This window comes from Micromonospora fulviviridis, assembly GCF_014648395.1.
In the GTDB taxonomy this organism is placed as follows: domain Bacteria; phylum Actinomycetota; class Actinomycetes; order Mycobacteriales; family Micromonosporaceae; genus Micromonospora; species Micromonospora fulviviridis.
Window position 1 is genome coordinate 502,039 of the sequence record NZ_BMRA01000002.1, and the last position, 16,022, is coordinate 518,060.

Annotated in this window: 16 protein-coding genes; 8 read left to right on the forward strand and 8 right to left on the reverse strand. The window is 75.4% G+C overall.

The annotated features are described in order from the left end of the window. The first annotated feature begins 8 nt into the window (after window positions 1–8). The gene (locus tag IEY96_RS07285; RefSeq protein ID WP_189194012.1) at window positions 9–416 is read left to right on the forward strand and encodes a PLD nuclease N-terminal domain-containing protein; all 408 of its coding nucleotides are present in this window, start codon (window positions 9–11) and stop codon (window positions 414–416) included. A gap of 38 nt (window positions 417–454) precedes the next feature. Beyond that, window positions 455–3,766, forward strand: coding sequence for an AfsR/SARP family transcriptional regulator (locus IEY96_RS07290; protein ID WP_189194013.1), 3,312 nt, complete (start codon window positions 455–457; stop codon window positions 3,764–3,766). Here the strand turns inward: IEY96_RS07290 and IEY96_RS07295 are convergent. The 4 genes from IEY96_RS07295 to IEY96_RS07310 form a co-directional block, all read right to left on the reverse strand. Beyond that, window positions 3,750–4,559 carry an ABC transporter permease gene (locus IEY96_RS07295; protein WP_189194014.1) on the reverse strand — a complete coding sequence of 270 codons (810 nt, stop codon included), beginning with the start codon at window positions 4,557–4,559 and terminating at the stop codon, window positions 3,750–3,752. The genes IEY96_RS07290 and IEY96_RS07295 overlap by 17 nt on opposite strands. Next, entirely contained in the window at window positions 4,556–5,530 is a 975-nt protein-coding gene (locus tag IEY96_RS07300; protein ID WP_189194015.1) for an ATP-binding cassette domain-containing protein, read from the reverse strand. Before IEY96_RS07300 ends, IEY96_RS07295 begins: the two co-directional genes overlap by 4 nt. A 154-nt stretch (window positions 5,531–5,684) precedes the next feature. Next, window positions 5,685–7,307, reverse strand: coding sequence for an acetolactate synthase (locus tag IEY96_RS07305; RefSeq protein ID WP_189194016.1), 1,623 nt, complete (start codon window positions 7,305–7,307; stop codon window positions 5,685–5,687). Between the two features lie 108 nt (window positions 7,308–7,415). Next, window positions 7,416–8,189, reverse strand: a complete 774-nt coding sequence (locus tag IEY96_RS07310) for an enoyl-CoA hydratase-related protein (RefSeq protein ID WP_189194017.1) — start codon at window positions 8,187–8,189, stop codon at window positions 7,416–7,418. Between the two features lie 150 nt (window positions 8,190–8,339). Between IEY96_RS07310 and IEY96_RS07315 the strand changes: the two genes are divergently transcribed. Continuing rightward, a complete protein-coding gene (locus IEY96_RS07315; protein WP_189194018.1) occupies window positions 8,340–8,852 on the forward strand; it encodes a DUF6232 family protein in 513 nt (170 codons plus the stop codon). On the opposite strand, the gene IEY96_RS07320 is transcribed toward IEY96_RS07315, so the two are convergent. Then, window positions 8,798–9,229 (reverse strand): nuclear transport factor 2 family protein, encoded by a 432-nt coding sequence (locus IEY96_RS07320; RefSeq protein WP_189194019.1) that lies wholly within the window; start codon window positions 9,227–9,229, stop codon window positions 8,798–8,800. The genes IEY96_RS07315 and IEY96_RS07320 overlap by 55 nt on opposite strands. A gap of 70 nt (window positions 9,230–9,299) precedes the next feature. Here IEY96_RS07320 and IEY96_RS07325 point away from each other — a divergent pair, with 70 nt between their 5' ends. Beyond that, window positions 9,300–9,782: a DUF6232 family protein gene (locus IEY96_RS07325; protein ID WP_189194020.1), complete on the forward strand. Its 483-nt coding sequence runs from the start codon at window positions 9,300–9,302 to the stop codon at window positions 9,780–9,782. Between the two features lie 105 nt (window positions 9,783–9,887). After that, window positions 9,888–10,616 carry a hypothetical protein gene (locus tag IEY96_RS07330; protein ID WP_189194021.1) on the forward strand — a complete coding sequence of 243 codons (729 nt, stop codon included), beginning with the start codon at window positions 9,888–9,890 and terminating at the stop codon, window positions 10,614–10,616. Between the two features lie 3 nt (window positions 10,617–10,619). On the opposite strand, the gene IEY96_RS07335 is transcribed toward IEY96_RS07330, so the two are convergent. Further along, on the reverse strand, window positions 10,620–11,072 hold the full coding sequence (locus tag IEY96_RS07335) for a rhodanese-like domain-containing protein (RefSeq protein WP_189194022.1): 453 nt from the start codon (window positions 11,070–11,072) through the stop codon (window positions 10,620–10,622). 71 nt (window positions 11,073–11,143) lie between these two features. Here IEY96_RS07335 and IEY96_RS07340 point away from each other — a divergent pair, with 71 nt between their 5' ends. Beyond that, the gene (locus IEY96_RS07340) at window positions 11,144–12,130 is read left to right on the forward strand and encodes a helix-turn-helix domain-containing protein (protein ID WP_189194023.1); all 987 of its coding nucleotides are present in this window, start codon (window positions 11,144–11,146) and stop codon (window positions 12,128–12,130) included. Here the strand turns inward: IEY96_RS07340 and IEY96_RS07345 are convergent. After that, window positions 12,114–13,013: a ribokinase gene (locus tag IEY96_RS07345; RefSeq protein ID WP_189194024.1), complete on the reverse strand. Its 900-nt coding sequence runs from the start codon at window positions 13,011–13,013 to the stop codon at window positions 12,114–12,116. The two genes, IEY96_RS07340 and IEY96_RS07345, sit on opposite strands and share 17 nt — an antisense overlap. Window positions 13,014–13,032: 19 nt before the next feature. After that, the gene (locus IEY96_RS07350; RefSeq protein WP_189194025.1) at window positions 13,033–13,929 is read right to left on the reverse strand and encodes an ABC transporter ATP-binding protein; all 897 of its coding nucleotides are present in this window, start codon (window positions 13,927–13,929) and stop codon (window positions 13,033–13,035) included. 75 nt (window positions 13,930–14,004) lie between these two features. Between IEY96_RS07350 and IEY96_RS07355 the strand changes: the two genes are divergently transcribed. Together IEY96_RS07355 and IEY96_RS07360 are read left to right on the forward strand one after the other, a co-directional pair. Then, entirely contained in the window at window positions 14,005–15,009 is a 1,005-nt protein-coding gene (locus IEY96_RS07355) for an ABC transporter ATP-binding protein (protein WP_189194026.1), read from the forward strand. Beyond that, complete coding sequence (locus IEY96_RS07360; RefSeq protein ID WP_189194027.1) at window positions 15,006–16,016, forward strand: ABC transporter permease subunit; 1,011 nt, start codon at window positions 15,006–15,008, stop codon at window positions 16,014–16,016. Before IEY96_RS07355 ends, IEY96_RS07360 begins: the two co-directional genes overlap by 4 nt. The last annotated feature ends 6 nt before the right edge of the window (window positions 16,017–16,022 follow it).

The following is a 16,022-nucleotide window of genomic DNA, read 5'->3' on the forward strand; positions in this document are numbered from 1 at the left end:
TGTCCCGCATGGTTCGCCTCTACGGGCTGCTCTTCCTGGCCCAGATCGTGCTCGCCGTCTGCGCGCTGATCAGCTGCCTCTCCGCCGAGGAGGGAGAGATCCGGGCGCTGCCCCGGATCGCCTGGGTGCTGATCATCCTGTTCTTTCCGCTGGTCGGCTCGATCGCCTGGTTCGTCGCCGGCCGGGAGGCGGGCGCCCGGTCGCCCCGCACCGCCTGGCCGATGGGGAACGGCTTCTCCGAGCAGCACCGCCGGCCGCCGGTCGCGCCGGACGACGACCCCGAGTTCCTCTCCTCGCTCGCCGAGCGCTCCCGCACCGAGGACCAGGAGCGCCTCCGGCGCTGGGAGGAGGACCTGCGCCGGCGTGAGGAGGAGCTGCGCCGCGGGCAGGACGACCGGGACCGGCCGGAGGTCTGAGCGCCGCCGGCGGGCGCCGGCCGGGCACAATCGACGCCGTGCGGATCAGCCTGCTCGGCCCCCTGGAACTGCGCGCCGACACCGGTACGCCGGTGGAGGTGGGCGGCGCCCGGCTGCGCCGGCTGCTGATCCTGCTGGCCCTGGAGCCGGGCCGGACGGTCACCGTCGGCCGGCTCACCGACGCGCTCTGGGCGGGCGAGCCACCGGCGGGGGCCGCCAACGCGCTCCAGGCCCTGGTCTCGCGGCTGCGCCGGGCCGGGCTGCCCGTCGAGGCGCAGCCCGGCGGCTACCGGCTCGCCGTCGCCCCGGACGACGTGGACGTGCACCGGTTCGAGGCCGCCGTCCGGGCCGCCCGGGCCCGGCTCGCCGACGATCCGGCCGAGGGCTGCCGCCGGCTGGACGAGGCGCTGGCCCTCTGGCGCGGCCCGGCCCTGGCCGACGTGGCCGACGCCGGCTTCGCCCGGGCGCCGGTGGCCCGGCTCACCGAGCTGCGGCTCGCCGCCACCGAGGACCTGGTGCAGACGCGGCTGGACCGGGCGGCGCCGGAAGCCCTGCTGCCCGAGCTGCGCGAGCTGGTCGCCGCCCATCCGCTGCGGGAGCGGCTGACCGGGCTGCTGATCCGGGCGCTGCACCGGGCCGGCCGCGCGGCCGAGGCCCTGGCCGAGTACGAGCGGCTGCGCGCCACCCTCGCCGACACCCTCGGCACCGACCCGGGCCCCGAGCTGGCCGCCCTGCACCTGGAGATCCTGCGCGGCGAGCCGGCGGCCGTCCCCGACCGCGCCGACGGCCGCGGCCCGGCGGACCCGGCCCGGGGCCCGGCGCAGGCCGGCACGGGTCACGACCCGGCCGCCGATCCGGGTCGCCCCGCCCGGGGGAACCTGCCCGCCACGCTGACCAGCTTCGTCGGGCGCGAGGAGGAGGTGGCCCGGGTCGCCGGGCTGCTCGACCGGTTCCGGCTGGCCACCCTCACCGGCCCGGGCGGGGCCGGCAAGACCCGGCTGGCGGTCGAGTCGGGCCGGGCGGTGGCTGGTCGCTTCCCGGACGGGGTGTGGCTGGTGCCGCTCGCCCCGGTCACCGATCCCGCCGAGGTGCCGCAGGCGGCCCTCGCGGCGCTCGGCCTGCGCGAGCAGGCGTTGCTGGCCCGGGCCGGCCGTGGCGCCCCCGAGCCGGCCGACCCGGTCGGGCGGCTGGTCGACGCGCTCGCCGGGCGTGCCGTCCTGCTGCTGCTGGACAACTGCGAGCACCTGCTCGACGCGGCGGCGGGCCTCACCGAGCGGCTGCTCACCGCCTGCCCCGGGCTGCGGGTGCTGGCCACCAGCCGGGAGCCCCTGGGCATCACCGGGGAGGCTCTGCGGCCGGTGGAGTCGCTGGCCCTGCCCCCGGCCGGCGCGGACCCGGCGACGGCGCTCGCGTACCCGGCGGTGCGGCTCTTCGCCGACCGGGCCGGCGCGGTCCGCCCGGACTTCGCGGTGGACGCGGCCACGGTCGGGCCGGTGGTGCGCATCTGCCGGGCGCTGGACGGCATGCCGCTCGCCATCGAGCTGGCCGCCGCGCGGCTGCGCACGATGACCGCGGCGCAGGTGGACACCCGGCTGGACGACCGGTTCCGGCTTCTCACCGGCGGCAGCCGGACCGCGCTGCCCCGGCACCAGACGCTACGGGCCGTGGTCGACTGGAGCTGGGACCTGCTCGACGACGGGGAACGCGCGCTCTGGCGGCGGCTGGCCGTCTTCGCGGGCGGCGCCACCCTGGAGGCGGCCGAGCGGGTGTGCGGCGTCGTACGACCACTCCAGCTCGCCGCGTCCGCCGCCGCGCCACGACCTGGAGCGGTCGCGGACGTGCTCGACGGGCTCTCCACGCTGGTGGACAAGTCGCTGGTGGTGGTGGGCGGCACGGGTGAGCCGCGCTACCGGATGCTGGAGACCATCCGGGAGTACGGCCTGGACCGGCTGGCCGAGGCCGGCGAGGCGGACCGGGTCCGGCGGGCGCACGCCGCCGAGTTCCTGGCCCTGGCCGAGGCGGCCGAGCCGGAGCTGCGCGGCGCGGCGCAACTGGACTGGCTGCGCCGGCTCTCGGCCGACCACGACAACCTGCACTCCGGGCTGCGCTACGCGATCGCCGTGGGCGACGCCCCCACCGCCGTGCGGTACGCCGCCGCGCTCGGCTGGTACTGGTGGCTCACCGGCCAGCGTGCCGAGGGCGCCGACCTGGCCGGCCAGGTGCTCGCGCTGCCCGGGCTGGCCGACGCGCCGCCCTCCACCACCGCGATCGCCCTCGCCACCGGCGCGCTGAACCTGACCGCCACCCACGCCGGCAACCTGCCGGTCAGCAGCGAGTGGCTGGGCCGGGCGGTGGAGCTGTCCGTCGGGCACGAGCACGAACACCCTCTGCTCCGCCTCGCCGCGCCGATCGCGGCGGCGTTCGACACGAACTTCCAGCCGCCGGCCATGGCGGCCATGGTGGCCCTGTTCGACGATCCGGATCCGTGGGTGGCCGGGATCGTCCGGCTGATCCGTGCGCACGCCCTGCTCAACGGGGGCCTGCCGGACTCCGACGCGGAGGCGGACCTGCGGGCCGGGCTGGCGCACTACCGCACCGTCGGCGACCGGTGGGGCATGTCGTTCAGCCTCACCTCGCTGGCCGACCTCCTCGACCGGCGCGGCGAGGCCGCCGCGGCCACGCCGTACCACGAGGAGGCCATGACCTACTTCGAGGAGCTGGGCGTCCGCGAGGACGTGCCGGAGATGCGGCTGCGGCTGGCGCACAACCTGTGGCGGCGCGGCGACCGGGACCGGGCGTGGGCGGAACTGGACCGGGCGGTGCGCGAGGCCGAGATCTCCGGCTCCGACGAGACGCGGGCGGCCCTCGCGTACGGGAAGGCGGAGCTGCTGCGCGCGGAGGGCGACCGGGCCGGGGCGCGGGCCTGCCTCGCCGAGTGCGCCCGGCTGGTGGGCGACCGCTCGATCGCCCCGCAGTGGCGGGCGCTCAACGCCTCCACCCTGGCCGTGCTCGACGCCGCCGACGGCGACCTGGTCTCCGCCCGGACCCGGCACGACCAGGCCCTGAAGCTGGCCGTCGGCTCGCAGGACGCCCCCGTGGTCGCGGCGGTGCTGGTCGGCTACGCCGACCTGGCGCTGCGGCTCGACCGCCCGGCCGCCGCCGCCGCGCTGCTCGGGGCGGCGACCGGGATCCGGGGCGGCCCGGACCACGCGGTGCTGGACCGCCCCCGGGTGGAGGCGGCCGCCCGCGACGCGCTCGGCGAGGTGGGCTTCGCTGAGGCGTACGCGGGCGGGCTGGGCTACCGCTGGGAGACCGCCGCTGAGGCGGTGGCCGTCACACTCGACGCCTGAGCGCCCGCACGGCGGGCGGGGCGAAGACGGCGAGCAGCACGCCGGCCCAGATCAGTGACCGGGCGACCGGACCGGCCACCGGACCGGAGACCAGCAGGCCGCGCAGCGCGTCGGCCAGGATGGTGGCCGGGTTGATCTCCACCCAGTGCTGGAGCCAGGACGGCATCTTGTCGGTCGGCACGAACGCGTTGCTGGTGAAGGTGAGCGGGAAGATCACCATGAAGCCGAAGATCTGCACCTTGTCCGGCTCGCTGACCAGCACACCGACCAGCACCGAGATCCACGAGGCGGCCAGTGAGAAGACCAGCAGCAGGAGGAACGCGGCCAGCAGCCCGGCGAACCCGTGGTTCACCCGGAAACCGAGGATCATCCCGACGCCGATCAGCAGCGCCACCGACCACGCCTGCTTGACGGTGTCGGCGAGGATCCGGCCGGCCAGCGGCGCCCACCGGGCCACGGGCAGCGCCCGCAACCGGTCGAAGACACCCTTGGTGAGGTCGGTGTTGAGCCCGAAGCCGGTGGTCATGGTGGCGAAGAACGCGTTCTGCACGATGATCCCGGGCAGCGCGAACTTCAGGTAGTCGCCCGGCGAGCCGGCGATCGCGGTGCCGAAGACGTACGTGAACAGCAGCACGAACATCACCGGTTGGATGCTCAGGTCGAGCAGTTCCATCGGGTTGTGCTTGATCTGCACGAGGCTGCGCCAGGCCAGGGTGAAGGTGTGCCGCATTCCGGCGACCAGGCCCGGCCGGCGGGCCGGGGCGAGCGGGGCGGCGAGGGTGGCGGCGGTCATGCCGGGATCCTTTCCAGGTCGGTGCCGGCGGGGGCGTCCTGCTCGGCCCGATGACCGGTCAGGGAGAGGAAGACCTCGTCCAGGCTGGCGCCGCGCAGCGCCAGCTCGGCCACCGCGACCTCGGCGGCGTCGAGCCGGCGCACCATGGCCGGCAGCACGTCCGGGTCGTTCACCGGCACGGTGACGGTGGTCTGGGCGACCTCCGGGGCGGTCCCGGTGACCTCGGTGGCGACGGCCACCACGGTCGGCAGGTCGGTGGGGTCGGTCGGGCGGACGGCGAGCACCTGGCCGCCGGTGCGCGCCTTCAGCTCCTCCGGGGTGCCCTGGGCGATCACCCGGCCGTGGTCGACCACCGCGATCTCGCCGGCGAGCTGGTCGGCCTCCTCCAGGTACTGGGTGGTGAGCAGCACGGTCACGCCGTCGGCGACCAGGTCGCGGACGATGTCCCACAGCTCGTTGCGGCTGCGGGGGTCGAGCCCGGTGGTCGGCTCGTCGAGGAAGAGCACCTGCGGGCGGCCGACCAGGCTGGCGGCCAGGTCGAGCCGGCGGCGCATGCCGCCGGAATAGGTCTTGGCGGCCCGCTCGGCCGCGTCGGTGAGCTGGAAGTCGGCCAGCAACGCCCGGGCCCGGGCCCGGGCGTCGGACCGGGACAGCCCGAGCAGCCGGCCGATGAGCAGCAGGTTCTCGGTGCCGGTCAGGTTCTCGTCGACCGAGGCGTACTGACCGGTGAGGCCGATCAGCTGGCGCACCCGGTGGGCGTCGCGGCGGACGTCGTAGCCGCCGACGGTGGCGTGCCCCTCGTCGGCGGCGAGGAGGGTGGCCAGCACCCGGACCGCGGTGGTCTTGCCCGCCCCGTTCGGCCCGAGCAGCCCGAACACCGTCCCGGTGGGGACGGCCAGGTCGACCCCGGCCAGCGCGGTGGTGGCGCCGAAGCGGCGCACCAGACCTTCCGCGCGGATCGCGTACGTCATCGGAACTCCCGTCGTTATCGCTGGTCACCCCACCTTGAGCGACGGCGCTGACGTTACGGCGACAGGCGCTGACAGACCGCTGATTCAACCTCCGGGCAGAACGACGCGACCGCCGTCGCCGGTCACCCGGGCGACGGCGGTCGCGGTGTCGAGGTCAGGCCAGGTTCGACGAGCGGGGGTACGCGTCGGCCGGGTCGGTCAGCACGTTGACCAGGTACGGCACGCCGGCGTCGAACGCGCGGGACAGGGCCGGGCCGAGGTCGGCGGCCTTCTCCACCGTCTCGCCCGCGCCGCCGAGCGCCTCGACCACCCGGTCGTAGCGCAGCCCGGGCTGGAGGTCGGCGGCCACGTCGTAGCCGTACATGGCCCGCATGGGGTGCTTCTCCAGGCCCCAGATGCCGTTGTTGCCGACCACGATCACCACGGGGAGCCGCTGGCGGGCCAGGGACTCCACGTCCATCAGCGAGAAGCCGGCCGCGCCGTCGCCCATGAGCACGCAGATCTGCCGGTCGGGGTGGCTGACCCGGGCCCCCATGGCGTAGCCCATCCCGGTGCCCAGGCAGCCGTACGGGCCGGGGTCGAGCCACGTGCCGGGCTGGGCGGGCTCCAGGTACTTCCCGGCGTACGAGACGAAGTCGCCGCCGTCGCCGATCGTGATGGCGTCCGGGGCGAGCACCTTGCGCAGCTCGCCGTAGACCCTTGCCGGGCGGATCGGGTCGGTCTCGGCGGCCATCTCGGCCGCGTCGCGGGCCTTCGCGGCGTCCTCGGCCGTGCGCAGCTGGGCGATCCAGTCGGCGTGGTCGGCCCGGTCGCCGGGGTGCTCGGCGAACGCGGTGAGGATCAGCCGCAGGTCACCGGCGGGGGCGGCGGCCGGCTGGACGTGCCCGGCGCGCTGGCTGGGCGCGTCCACCACGTGCACCACCTGCGCGTCGCCGAAGTCGCCGAAGGCGAGCCGGAAGTCGAGCGGGGTGCCGACCACCACGACCACGTCGGCGCCCTTGAGCGCGACCCGGCGGGCCTTGGCGAAGGCGAGCGGGTGCTCCGGCGGCAGCGCGCCCCGGCCCATGCCGTTGGTGAAGACCGGCACCTGGAGGGACTCGGCGGCGGCCCGCAGCGCCTCGATCGCGTCGCCCGCGTACACGTCGGAGCCGGCGATGATCACCGGCCGGGACGCGCCGGCGATCAGGGCGGCGGCCTTCGCGACCTCCTCAGGGTCGGCCTCGATCGCCGTCGGCGGGGTGACCGTGGGCAGGTCGGCCTCGCCGACCGAGAACACCGCCTCCAGGGGGAAGTCGAGGAAGGCCGGCCCGCGGTGCGGGGTGAGCGCGGCGGTGAGCGCCGCGGTGACCGCGCGCGGGATGTCGTCGGCGCCGAACACCGTCTCGGCGTGCTTGGTGACCGGGGCGACCAGCGGCAGGTGGTCCATCTCCTGGAGGCTGCCGGAGCCCCAGCGGAACTGCGGGGCCCGCCCGCCGAGCACCAGCACCGGCGAGGCGTTGAAGAACGCGCTGGTCAGGCCGGAGACGCCGTTCGTGACGCCGGGACCGGCGGTGAGCACGGCCAGGCCGGGGCGGCGCTGGAGCTTCGCCACCGCCTCGGCGGCGAAGACGGCGGACTGCTCGTGCCGGACGTCGTAGATCGGGAAGCCGGTCCGGTGCGCGGCGTCGTAGAGCGGGAAGACGTGCCCGCCGGAGAGGGTGAACATCTCCCGTACGCCGTGCGCGCGCAGCGCCGCGAGGGCCAGCTCGCCGCCGTGCCCCTCGACCCGTTCCGTCATCGCCACTTCCCTTCGTCATGACCGGAGTCACACGCTACTGGCCGGTAGGCGGGATGTGAACCGTTCTCGGGTCGGCGGCGGGTGGGCCGCCGACCCGGAGCGGCGGGTTCAGCGGCCGGTGAAGCCCGGCTTGCGCTTCTCCACGAACGCGGCCATGCCCTCGCGCCGGTCGTCGGTGGCGAACAGCGCCGCGAAGAGCTGGCTCTCCCAGGCCAGGCCGGAGTTGAGGTCCATGTCCAGGCCGCCGTCGACGGCCAGCTTGGCCGCCCGCAGCGCCTGCACCGGGCCGGTCAGGTACGGCTTCACGTAGGCGACGGCGGCCTCGTAGACCTCGGCGGCCGGGACCACCCGGTCGGCCAGGCCGATCCGCAGCGCCTCCTCGGCGTCGACCATCCGGCCCGTCATGATCAGGTCCTTGGCGCGGGCCGGGCCGACCAGGCGGGCCAGCCGCTGGGTGCCGCCGGCGCCCGGGATGATGCCGAGCTTGATCTCCGGCTGGCCGAGCTTGGCGTCCTCGGCAACGATCCGCCAGTCGCAGGCCAGGGCCAGCTCGCAGCCGCCACCGAGGGCGTACCCGGTGATCGCGGCGACCACCGGCTTGGGGATCCGGGCGATCGCGCCCAGCGCGCTGGACAGGTCGGCGGCGCGGTCGGCCATGTCCACGTAGGACATGTCGGCCATCTCCTTGATGTCCGCGCCGGCGGCGAAGACCTTCTCCCCGCCGTACACGATGACCGCGCGGACCTCCGCGTCGGCGGTGGCCGCCGTGGCGGCGGCGCGCAACTCCTCCTGCACCTGGGTGTTCAGCGCGTTCATCGGCGGCCGCTCCAGCCGGATGGTGCCGATGCCGTCCTTCACTTCCAGCCTGACGAACTCGCCCACGCTGCCCTCACTTCCTCGTCGAAGTCGCGTGCCAACCTTACGACCAGGGTCGTTGGGGTAGACAGTGTGGTGTCGACGGCTCCAGGTCGCTGTGCGGCCTCAGACGCGCCGAGCTGGAGTTGCCGCAGCCCCGCCACCGGGAGTGAGGCCATGATCACCTACTACGACGACCGCTCGGTCCGGGTCACCTCCAGCGCCGTCCGGGTCGACGGGCGCACCTATCCCCTCGCCGAACTGGGCATGGTGTGGCACCGCCGGGGCAACCGCTCCTGGCGGGTGCTCGCCGGCCGGGGCGCGATCGGCGCGGCCCTCGCCGGCCCGCTGGTGGCCGCCGTGCTCGGCATCGGGCTGGCGGTCTGGCTGCACCGCTCCGCCGTGGTCACGATCGCCATCGTCGGGGCGTCCGTGCTGGTCGGGCTCGGCGTCGGCCCGCTCGCCGACGTGCTCTTCGAGCACCTCGACCGGTCGTACGCCCGCGGCAGCCGGGAGTGGGAGATGTGGGCGCGCTGGCGGGGCCAGCCGGTGCGACTGCTGCACACCGGCGACGCGCTGCGCTTCGGCCAGATCTACCGGGCGGTGCAGCGCGCCATGGAGAGCGCGCCCGCCGCTCAGAAGGCGATCGGCTCGTCGGGCAGCAACCCGAGGCCGCGCAGCAGGCCGTAGGTGTCCTGCTCGCCCCAGAACTGGACGATCCGCCCGCCGGCCAGCCGGTACATCTTGCAGGCGCTCTGCACCGTGGTCGCGCCGGTCGCGTCCCGCCGGTAGGTCTGCGCCATCGAGACCACCACCCGGTCCCCGGCCGCGAAGATCTCCAGGATCTGCTGGTCGAGCACGGTCAACCCCGGCGAGGAGACGGCCGCCTCGGGGTAGCGCCGGCCGCGCACCGCCGTGCCGGAGCCGTAGATCTCCACGTCCTCGGCGACCACCTCGGCCAGCTCCGCCAGATCCTTGGTGACGAAGGTCCGCAGGTACCGCCGGACCACCTCGACGTTGCGCCGCTGCTCGGTGCCGGCCGCCTCGGCCCCGTCCCGGTCCGCCATGCCGGCACGCTACCCCGCCGGCCCCACCGCCGCACCGTCCCCTCTGGACTCCCGGTGGTTAGGCTGAGTGATGACCCTCTATTACCGGGACGACTCGGTACAGGTCACCTCCGAGACCATCCACGCCGGCGGGCACGTCGTCGCGCTCGCCGACGTCACGTACGTCTGGCACGCCCGCGGCGCCACCACCCTGGCGGTCCGGGGCCGGGTCCTGGGGCGCGGGGTGCTGGTCCTGCTGCTGTCGCTGCCGCCGCTCGTGGCGCTGGTCTGCGTGCTCTCGCTGGCGTGGGCCGCGCAGGACCGGGGCGACTGGAAGCTGGCGCTGGTCATCCTGGCGGCGTTCGTGGTGGGCGGGCTGGCCCTGACCCCGTTCCTGGAGGTGCCGCTCGGCTGGCTGGATCGCTCCTACGAGCGGGGCAACCGGGTGCACGAGCTGTGGGTGCAGCACCACGGGCGCGAGGTGCTGCTGCTGCGCACCCCCGACGCGCTCCGGTTCGGGCAGATCTACCGGGCCGTGCAGCGCGCCGTCGAGCAGCAGGGCGACCATCGGTGACCACCCGACCCGGCGCGGCCGTCACCGTCCGCACCGCTGGGGTGTGACGGCGGCCGCGCCGCCGTCACCCGGCGGCCCTGGCCGGCGGGACGCACACTGGGTGGCATGGCGATTCCCCTCCCCCGACCCGGCGCCGTCGTCGGGCTCACCCGTTCCGCCCTCGACCAGGCGCTCGGCTCGGCCGCCGCGTTCGCCGCCGTGCCGGCCCGCGCCTTCGCGGTGCTCGACGAGGTGGAGACGCTGCTGCGGCGGATCAACGGGGTGGTCGACCGGATCGAGGGCACCCTGGACCGCACCGACCGGGTGCTCGACGACGCGGAGGCGGCGGTCCGGGAGGTGGCCGTGATCAGCGCCGCCGCCACCGAAGCGATCGACACCGCGACCGACGTCGCCACGGCCGCCGCCGTCGTGGTGGGCGAGGCCGACCGGGTGGCCCGGGCGGCGGCCACCGTGGTGGCCGAGGCCGACGCGGTGGCCGCCCGGGCCGCCGGCACGGTGGTCGCCGCCGAGGAGGCGGCCGGCACCGCGGCCGAATTGCTGGGCGCGTACGAGCCGGCGCTGCGCCGGGCCGCGCCGATGGCGAGCCGGTTCGTCGAGCAGCTCAGCCCGGAGGAGGTGACCGCGGCGATCCGGCTGGTCGACGAGCTGCCGAAGCTGAAGGAGCACCTCACCTCGGACGTGCTGCCGATCCTGGCCACCCTGGACCGGGTCGGCCCGGACCTGCACGACCTGCTGGCCGTCACCCGGGACCTCAAGCTGGCCGTGGCCGGCATCCCTGGGCTGGGCATGCTGCGCCGCCGGGGCGAACGCCTGACCGACGAGCCCGTCGACTGACCGTCAGCAGTCGCAGCTGACCGCGGACCGGGGCGCGGTCAGCTCGTCCACCCGGCGGCGCACCGTGCCCGTCGGGGTGACCACCGGCAGCCCCTCCCGCGCCCAGTACTCGAAGCCGCCGAGCATCTCCTTCACGGGCCGGCCGAGCCGGGCGAACTCCAGCGCCGCCCGGGTGGCCCCGTTGCAGCCCGGCCCCCAGCAGTACGTGACCACCGTCGACCCGGCCGGCACGAGCTCGGCGGCCCGGGCGGCGATCTCGGCGGTGGGCAGGTGCAGGGCACCCGGCAGGTGGCCCTGCCGCCACGCGGCGTCGCCCCGGGAGTCGACCACGACGAGTCCGGGCGTGCCCGCCTCCAGCGCGGCGTGCACGTCGCTGACGTCGGTCTCGAAGCTGAGTCGGGCACGGAAGTGGGCAACGGCGGTGGCCGGGTCGGCCGGCGGCACGGAGAAGGTCATGTGCCGATCGTGCGGCCCGTCGGGACACCGGCGGGAGTGGCGTGATCGCCGTCCTTCGCTAACATCCCGCCATGACCTCCGTCGACCGGACCGTGGCGGTGCTCGCGTACCCGGGGATGTCGGTCTTCGAGACCGGCATCGTGACCGAGGTGTTCGGGCTGCCCCGGCCCGAGCTGGAGGTCGACTGGTACCGGCTCACCGTCTGCGCGGAGCGCCCCGGGCCGGTGCCGGTCGTCGGCGGGGCCGCCCTGCACACCCCGTACGGCCTGGAGACCCTCGCCGCCGCCGGCACGGTGATCCTGCCCGGGGTGCCGGACGTGACCGTCGACCCGTCGCCGGAGCTGGTGGGCGCGCTGCGCCGGGCGCACCGCCGGGGCGCCCGGCTCATGTCGATCTGTTCCGGCGCCTTCGCCCTGGCCGGCGCCGGCCTCCTCGACGGCCGGCGGGCCACCACCCACTGGCGGTACGCCGACCTGCTGGGCCGCCGCCACCCGGCGGTCACGGTCGACCCCGACGTGCTCTACCTGGACGACGGCGACATCCTCACCAGCGCGGGCAGCGCCGCCGGGCTGGACCTCTGCGTGCACGTGGTCCGGCGCGACTTCGGCGCGGCCGTGGCCAACGCGGTGGCCCGCCGGCTGGTGATCCCGCCGCACCGTGACGGCGGGCAGGCGCAGTTCATCGAGGCGCCGGTGAGCGTCGACCCGGAGGACGACCGGATCGCCGCGAGCCTGGCCTGGGCGGTGCGCCACCTGGCCGAGCCGCTGACCGTGGCGGCGCTGGCCCGGCAGGCGCACCTGTCGACCCGCAGCTACCTGCGGCACTTCGCCCGGGCCACCGGCACCAGCCCGATCCGCTGGCTCATCGACCAGCGGGTGCGGGCCAGCCTGGCACTGCTGGAGACGACCGACGCCCCGGTGGCCGAGATCGCGACGGCGGTGGGCTTCGACAGCCCGGTCACCTACCGGCACCACTTCGGCCGGGCCATGCGGACCTCGCCGTCGGCGTACCGGCGGGCGTTCCGGGCCGGTGCGCCCGAGGTCAGACCGGCTGGCTGAACAGCTCGTCGATCTCCACCCGGCGGGGCAGCGCCACCGAGGCGCCCAGCCTGCGGACGCAGGCCGCCCCGGCCGCCGCCGCCCAGTGCACCGCCTCGACCAGCTCCCGCCCCTCGCCCCAGGCCACCGCGAGGGCGGCCGTGAAGGCGTCACCGGCGGCCGTGGAATCGACCACGTCGACCTTCACGGCCGGGACGTGCACGGCCGGTCGGTCCCGCTCGACGTACCAGGCGCCGTCGCCGCCGAGGGTGAGCACCGCGCGGGGCACCAGTTCCAGCAGCGCCGCCGGCTCGTCCCGGCCACGGCCGGTGAGCGCCTGCGCCTCCGTCTCGTTGACCACCAGCAGGTCGACCGCGGCCAGCAGCTCCGCCGGCACCGGCCGGGCGGGCGCCGCGTTGAGCACCACCCGGGTGCCGGCCGACCGGGCCGCCAGCGCCGCCGCGGTCACCGTCTCGACCGGCACCTCCAACTGCGCGACCAGCACGTCCGCCTCGCGTACGGCGGCCAGCTCACCCTCGGTGAGCCCGGTGAACGCCTCGTTGGCGCCGGGCGTGACCAGGATGGTGTTCTCCCCCGCACCGCCCACCATGACCAGGGCGACGCCCGAGGCGCCGTACACCACCCGGAGGTGGCCGGTGTCGACGCCGGCCGCGGTGATCCGGGCCTTGAGCGTCACCCCGAAGGCGTCCGAGCCGATCGCGCCGAGGAAGACGCAGGACGCGCCGGCGCGCACGGCGGCGACGGCCTGGTTGGCGCCCTTGCCGCCGGGCAGCATGACGAAGTCGCTGCCGAGCACGGTCTCCCCCGGCCGGGGCAGCGCCGCGGCGGTGCCGACCAGGTCCATGTTCGCGCTGCCCACCACGGCGACCCGGGTCTGCTGCACGGCGTCGTCTCCCGTCGGCTCAGGCGGCGCGCGCGGTCCAGCGCTCGCCGGCCCGCGACACGACCAGCGGCAGGCCGAACGTCTTCGACAGGTTGTCGGCCGTGAGCGTCTCGGCGAGCAGGCCCTGCGCCACGACGCCCCCCTCGCGCAGCAGCAGCGCGTGGGTGAAGCCCGGCGGGATCTCCTCGACGTGGTGGGTGACCAGCACCATGGCCGGGGCGTCCGGGTCGTACGCCAGCTCCGCGAGCCGGGCGACCAGGTCCTCCCGGCCGCCCAGGTCGAGCCCGGCGGCCGGCTCGTCGAGCAGCAGCAGCTCCGGGTCGGTCATGAGGGCCCGGGCGATCTGCACCCGCTTGCGCTCGCCCTCGGAGAGCGTGCCGTACGTCCGCTCGGCGAGGTGGGCGACGCCGAGCTGGCCGAGCAGCGGGCGGGCCCGCGCCTCGTCGGTGCGGTCGTAGCTCTCCCGCCAGCGACCCACCACCGACCAGGCCGCGGTCACCACGACGTCGGTGACCCGCTCGTCGGTGGGGATCCGCTCGGCGAGCGTGGCGGTGGAGAGGCCGATCCGGGTCCGCAGCTCGTTGACGTCGGTGCGACCGATCCGCTCGCCGAGCACGTGCGCCACGCCGGTGGTCGGGTGCAGCCGGCCGGCGGCCAGGTTGAGCAGGGTGGTCTTACCGGCGCCGTTCGGGCCGAGCACCACCCAACGTTCGTCCAGCTCGACCCGCCAGTCGACGTCCTGCAGCAGCGCGCTGCCGGAGCGCTTGACGCCGACGCTGTCGAGGCTGACCACCAGATCCGCGTCCACGGGGGCGGGGGCGGGGGCGCCGGCGGCGCCGGGGATCAGGTCACCAGTCACCGTTCCATCCAACCACGCAGCCCGCCCGGTGCCCCCCACGGGCGTCGTCGCGGCCATAGGGTGGGGCGCCGTGTCGTTGGTCACCACTCCGGGAGGACGCCTCATGCCCGACCGCTGCCGGGAGGCGTGCGGATGAGCGCGGTCATCGAGATCGCCGGTCTCCGCAAGACGTTCCACACCCTGCGCCAGGGGCGCCGGGTCGCCGTCGACGGCTTCGACCTGCTGGTCGAGAGCGGCCAGGTGCACGGCTTCCTCGGGCCGAACGGCTCGGGGAAGACCACCACGCTGCGCGCCCTGCTCGGGCTGGTACGCGCCGACGCGGGCCGGATGAGCGTGCTCGGGGCCGACTCCCCGGAGCGGCTGTCCGAGGTGGCCGGGCGGGTCGGCGCGATCGTGGAGAGCCCCCAGTTCTTCGGCAACTTCACCGCCCACCGCACGCTGCGGCTGCTGGCTCTGGCCGGCGGGGTGCCCACCACCCGGGTCGACGAGGTGCTGGAGCAGGTCGGCCTGCGGGACCGCGGCGACGAGCGGGTCAAGGGCTACTCGCTCGGCATGAAGCAGCGGCTGGCGGTCGCCTCGGCGCTGCTCAAGGACCCGCAACTGCTGATCCTGGACGAGCCGGCGAACGGCCTGGACCCGGCCGGCATCCGGGAGATGCGTGACCTCATGCGGTCGCTCGCCGCGGCCGGGGTGACCGTGCTGCTCTCCAGCCACATCCTGGCCGAGATCCAGCTCATCTGCGACCACGTGACGATCATCAGCCGGGGCCGGCGGGTCGCGTACGGGCCGGTGGCGGAGGTGCTGGCCGGCTTCGACCAGCACCAGTGGCAGGTCCGGGTGGCCGAGCCCGAGCGGGCCGTGGAGCTGCTGGGGCGTGCCGGGCTGGCGGTGACCGCGTACCCGGAGCACCTGGTGGTGACCGGGGTCGTCGACCCCGAGCTGATCAGCCGCACGCTGGGCGAGCAGGGCCTCTGGGTGCGCGAGCTGGTCCCGCTCCGGCCGGACCTGGAGAGTGTCTTCCTGGAGCTGACCGGCGACCACCCGCACCCGGCGCTGCCCCGCCAGGTGGACGGGGCCCCGCCGCGCGACGGAGTGATCGACCTGGACGTCCGGGAGAGCCGGGAGGTGGACGCGTGAACCTGGTCCGTGCCGAGCTGGAGCGGCTGGCCGCCCGCCGCTTCGTGCAGCTCATGGTGCTGCTGCTGGTGGTCGCCTTCGCGGTGACCGTGGCGACCACGCTGGCCGGGTCGCACCGGCCCACCCCGCTGGAGCTGAGCCGGGCCCAGGCGCAGGCCGCCGATCAGGTGCGCGACATGGAACTGGCGCACGACCGCTGCCTGCGGATCAAGGCGGGCACGGTGACCCCGGACGAGAACGACTACCTGCCCCGGGACTGCGCGCAGATCGACCCGGCGCGGATGGAGAAGCTCCCGGCCGCCTCCGACTACCTCAGCGGCGTGTTCGTCTTCGCCAACGAGGCCGAGCCGCTGCTCTACTTCCTGATCGCGTTCCTGGCGATGTTCGGGTTCCTGGTCGGCGCCTCCTACATCGGCGCCGACCTGAACTCCGGCGGTGTGGTCAACCTGCTGCTCTGGCGGCCGCGCCGGATCGCCGTGCTCGGCGCCAAGCTGGGCACGCTGCTCGGCGGGCTGCTCGGGCTCTCCGCGCTGGCGTCGGTGGCGTACCTGGGGGTGTTCTGGCTGATCGGCGAGGTGTCCGGGCTGACCGGCCGGCTGGGTGGCGAGTTCTGGTCGTCGCTCGGCGTCGTCTGGGCGCGGGGCGTGGTGCTGGTGCTGCTGGCCGCGGCGATCGGCTTCGCGGTGGCCACGCTGGGCCGGCACACCTCGGCGGCGCTCGGCACGGTGGCCGCCTACCTGGTGGTGTGGGAGCTGGGCGCGCGGCTGGTGTTCCAGATCCTGGACGTGGCTCGCCCGGAGCGGTTCATGCTCTCCAGCTACCTGGGGGCCTGGCTCAGCGGCGAGGCCCGGTTCTGGGACGGGAGCGCCTGCGACGACGGCGTCGGCGGCTTCTGCGACGGCTCCTACACCCTGGGCTGGGCGCCGGGGCTGGTGGTCCTGCTCGGCCTGACCGGGGCCCTGGTCGTGGCGGCCTTCGCGGTGTTCCGCCGCCGCGACCTGATCTGAGCCGCG

Excerpts from the sequence above, each read along its gene's own strand:
- IEY96_RS07325 (WP_189194020.1), top strand. The coding sequence starts at position 9,300 with ATGACCCTCTATTACCGGGACGACTCGGTACAGGTCACCTCCGAGACC.
- IEY96_RS07320 (WP_189194019.1), bottom strand. The coding sequence starts at position 9,229 with ATGGCGGACCGGGACGGGGCCGAGGCGGCCGGCACCGAGCAGCGGCGC.
- IEY96_RS07295 (WP_189194014.1), bottom strand. The coding sequence starts at position 4,559 with ATGACCGCCGCCACCCTCGCCGCCCCGCTCGCCCCGGCCCGCCGGCCG.
- IEY96_RS07315 (WP_189194018.1), top strand. The coding sequence starts at position 8,340 with ATGATCACCTACTACGACGACCGCTCGGTCCGGGTCACCTCCAGCGCC.
- IEY96_RS07330 (WP_189194021.1), top strand. The coding sequence starts at position 9,888 with ATGGCGATTCCCCTCCCCCGACCCGGCGCCGTCGTCGGGCTCACCCGT.
- IEY96_RS07305 (WP_189194016.1), bottom strand. The coding sequence starts at position 7,307 with ATGACGGAACGGGTCGAGGGGCACGGCGGCGAGCTGGCCCTCGCGGCG.
- IEY96_RS07335 (WP_189194022.1), bottom strand. The coding sequence starts at position 11,072 with ATGACCTTCTCCGTGCCGCCGGCCGACCCGGCCACCGCCGTTGCCCAC.
- IEY96_RS07350 (WP_189194025.1), bottom strand. The coding sequence starts at position 13,929 with ATGGCCGCGACGACGCCCGTGGGGGGCACCGGGCGGGCTGCGTGGTTG.
- IEY96_RS07355 (WP_189194026.1), top strand. The coding sequence starts at position 14,005 with ATGAGCGCGGTCATCGAGATCGCCGGTCTCCGCAAGACGTTCCACACC.
- IEY96_RS07285 (WP_189194012.1), top strand. The coding sequence starts at position 9 with ATGGTTCGCCTCTACGGGCTGCTCTTCCTGGCCCAGATCGTGCTCGCC.
- IEY96_RS07300 (WP_189194015.1), bottom strand. The coding sequence starts at position 5,530 with ATGACGTACGCGATCCGCGCGGAAGGTCTGGTGCGCCGCTTCGGCGCC.
- IEY96_RS07340 (WP_189194023.1), top strand. The coding sequence starts at position 11,144 with ATGACCTCCGTCGACCGGACCGTGGCGGTGCTCGCGTACCCGGGGATG.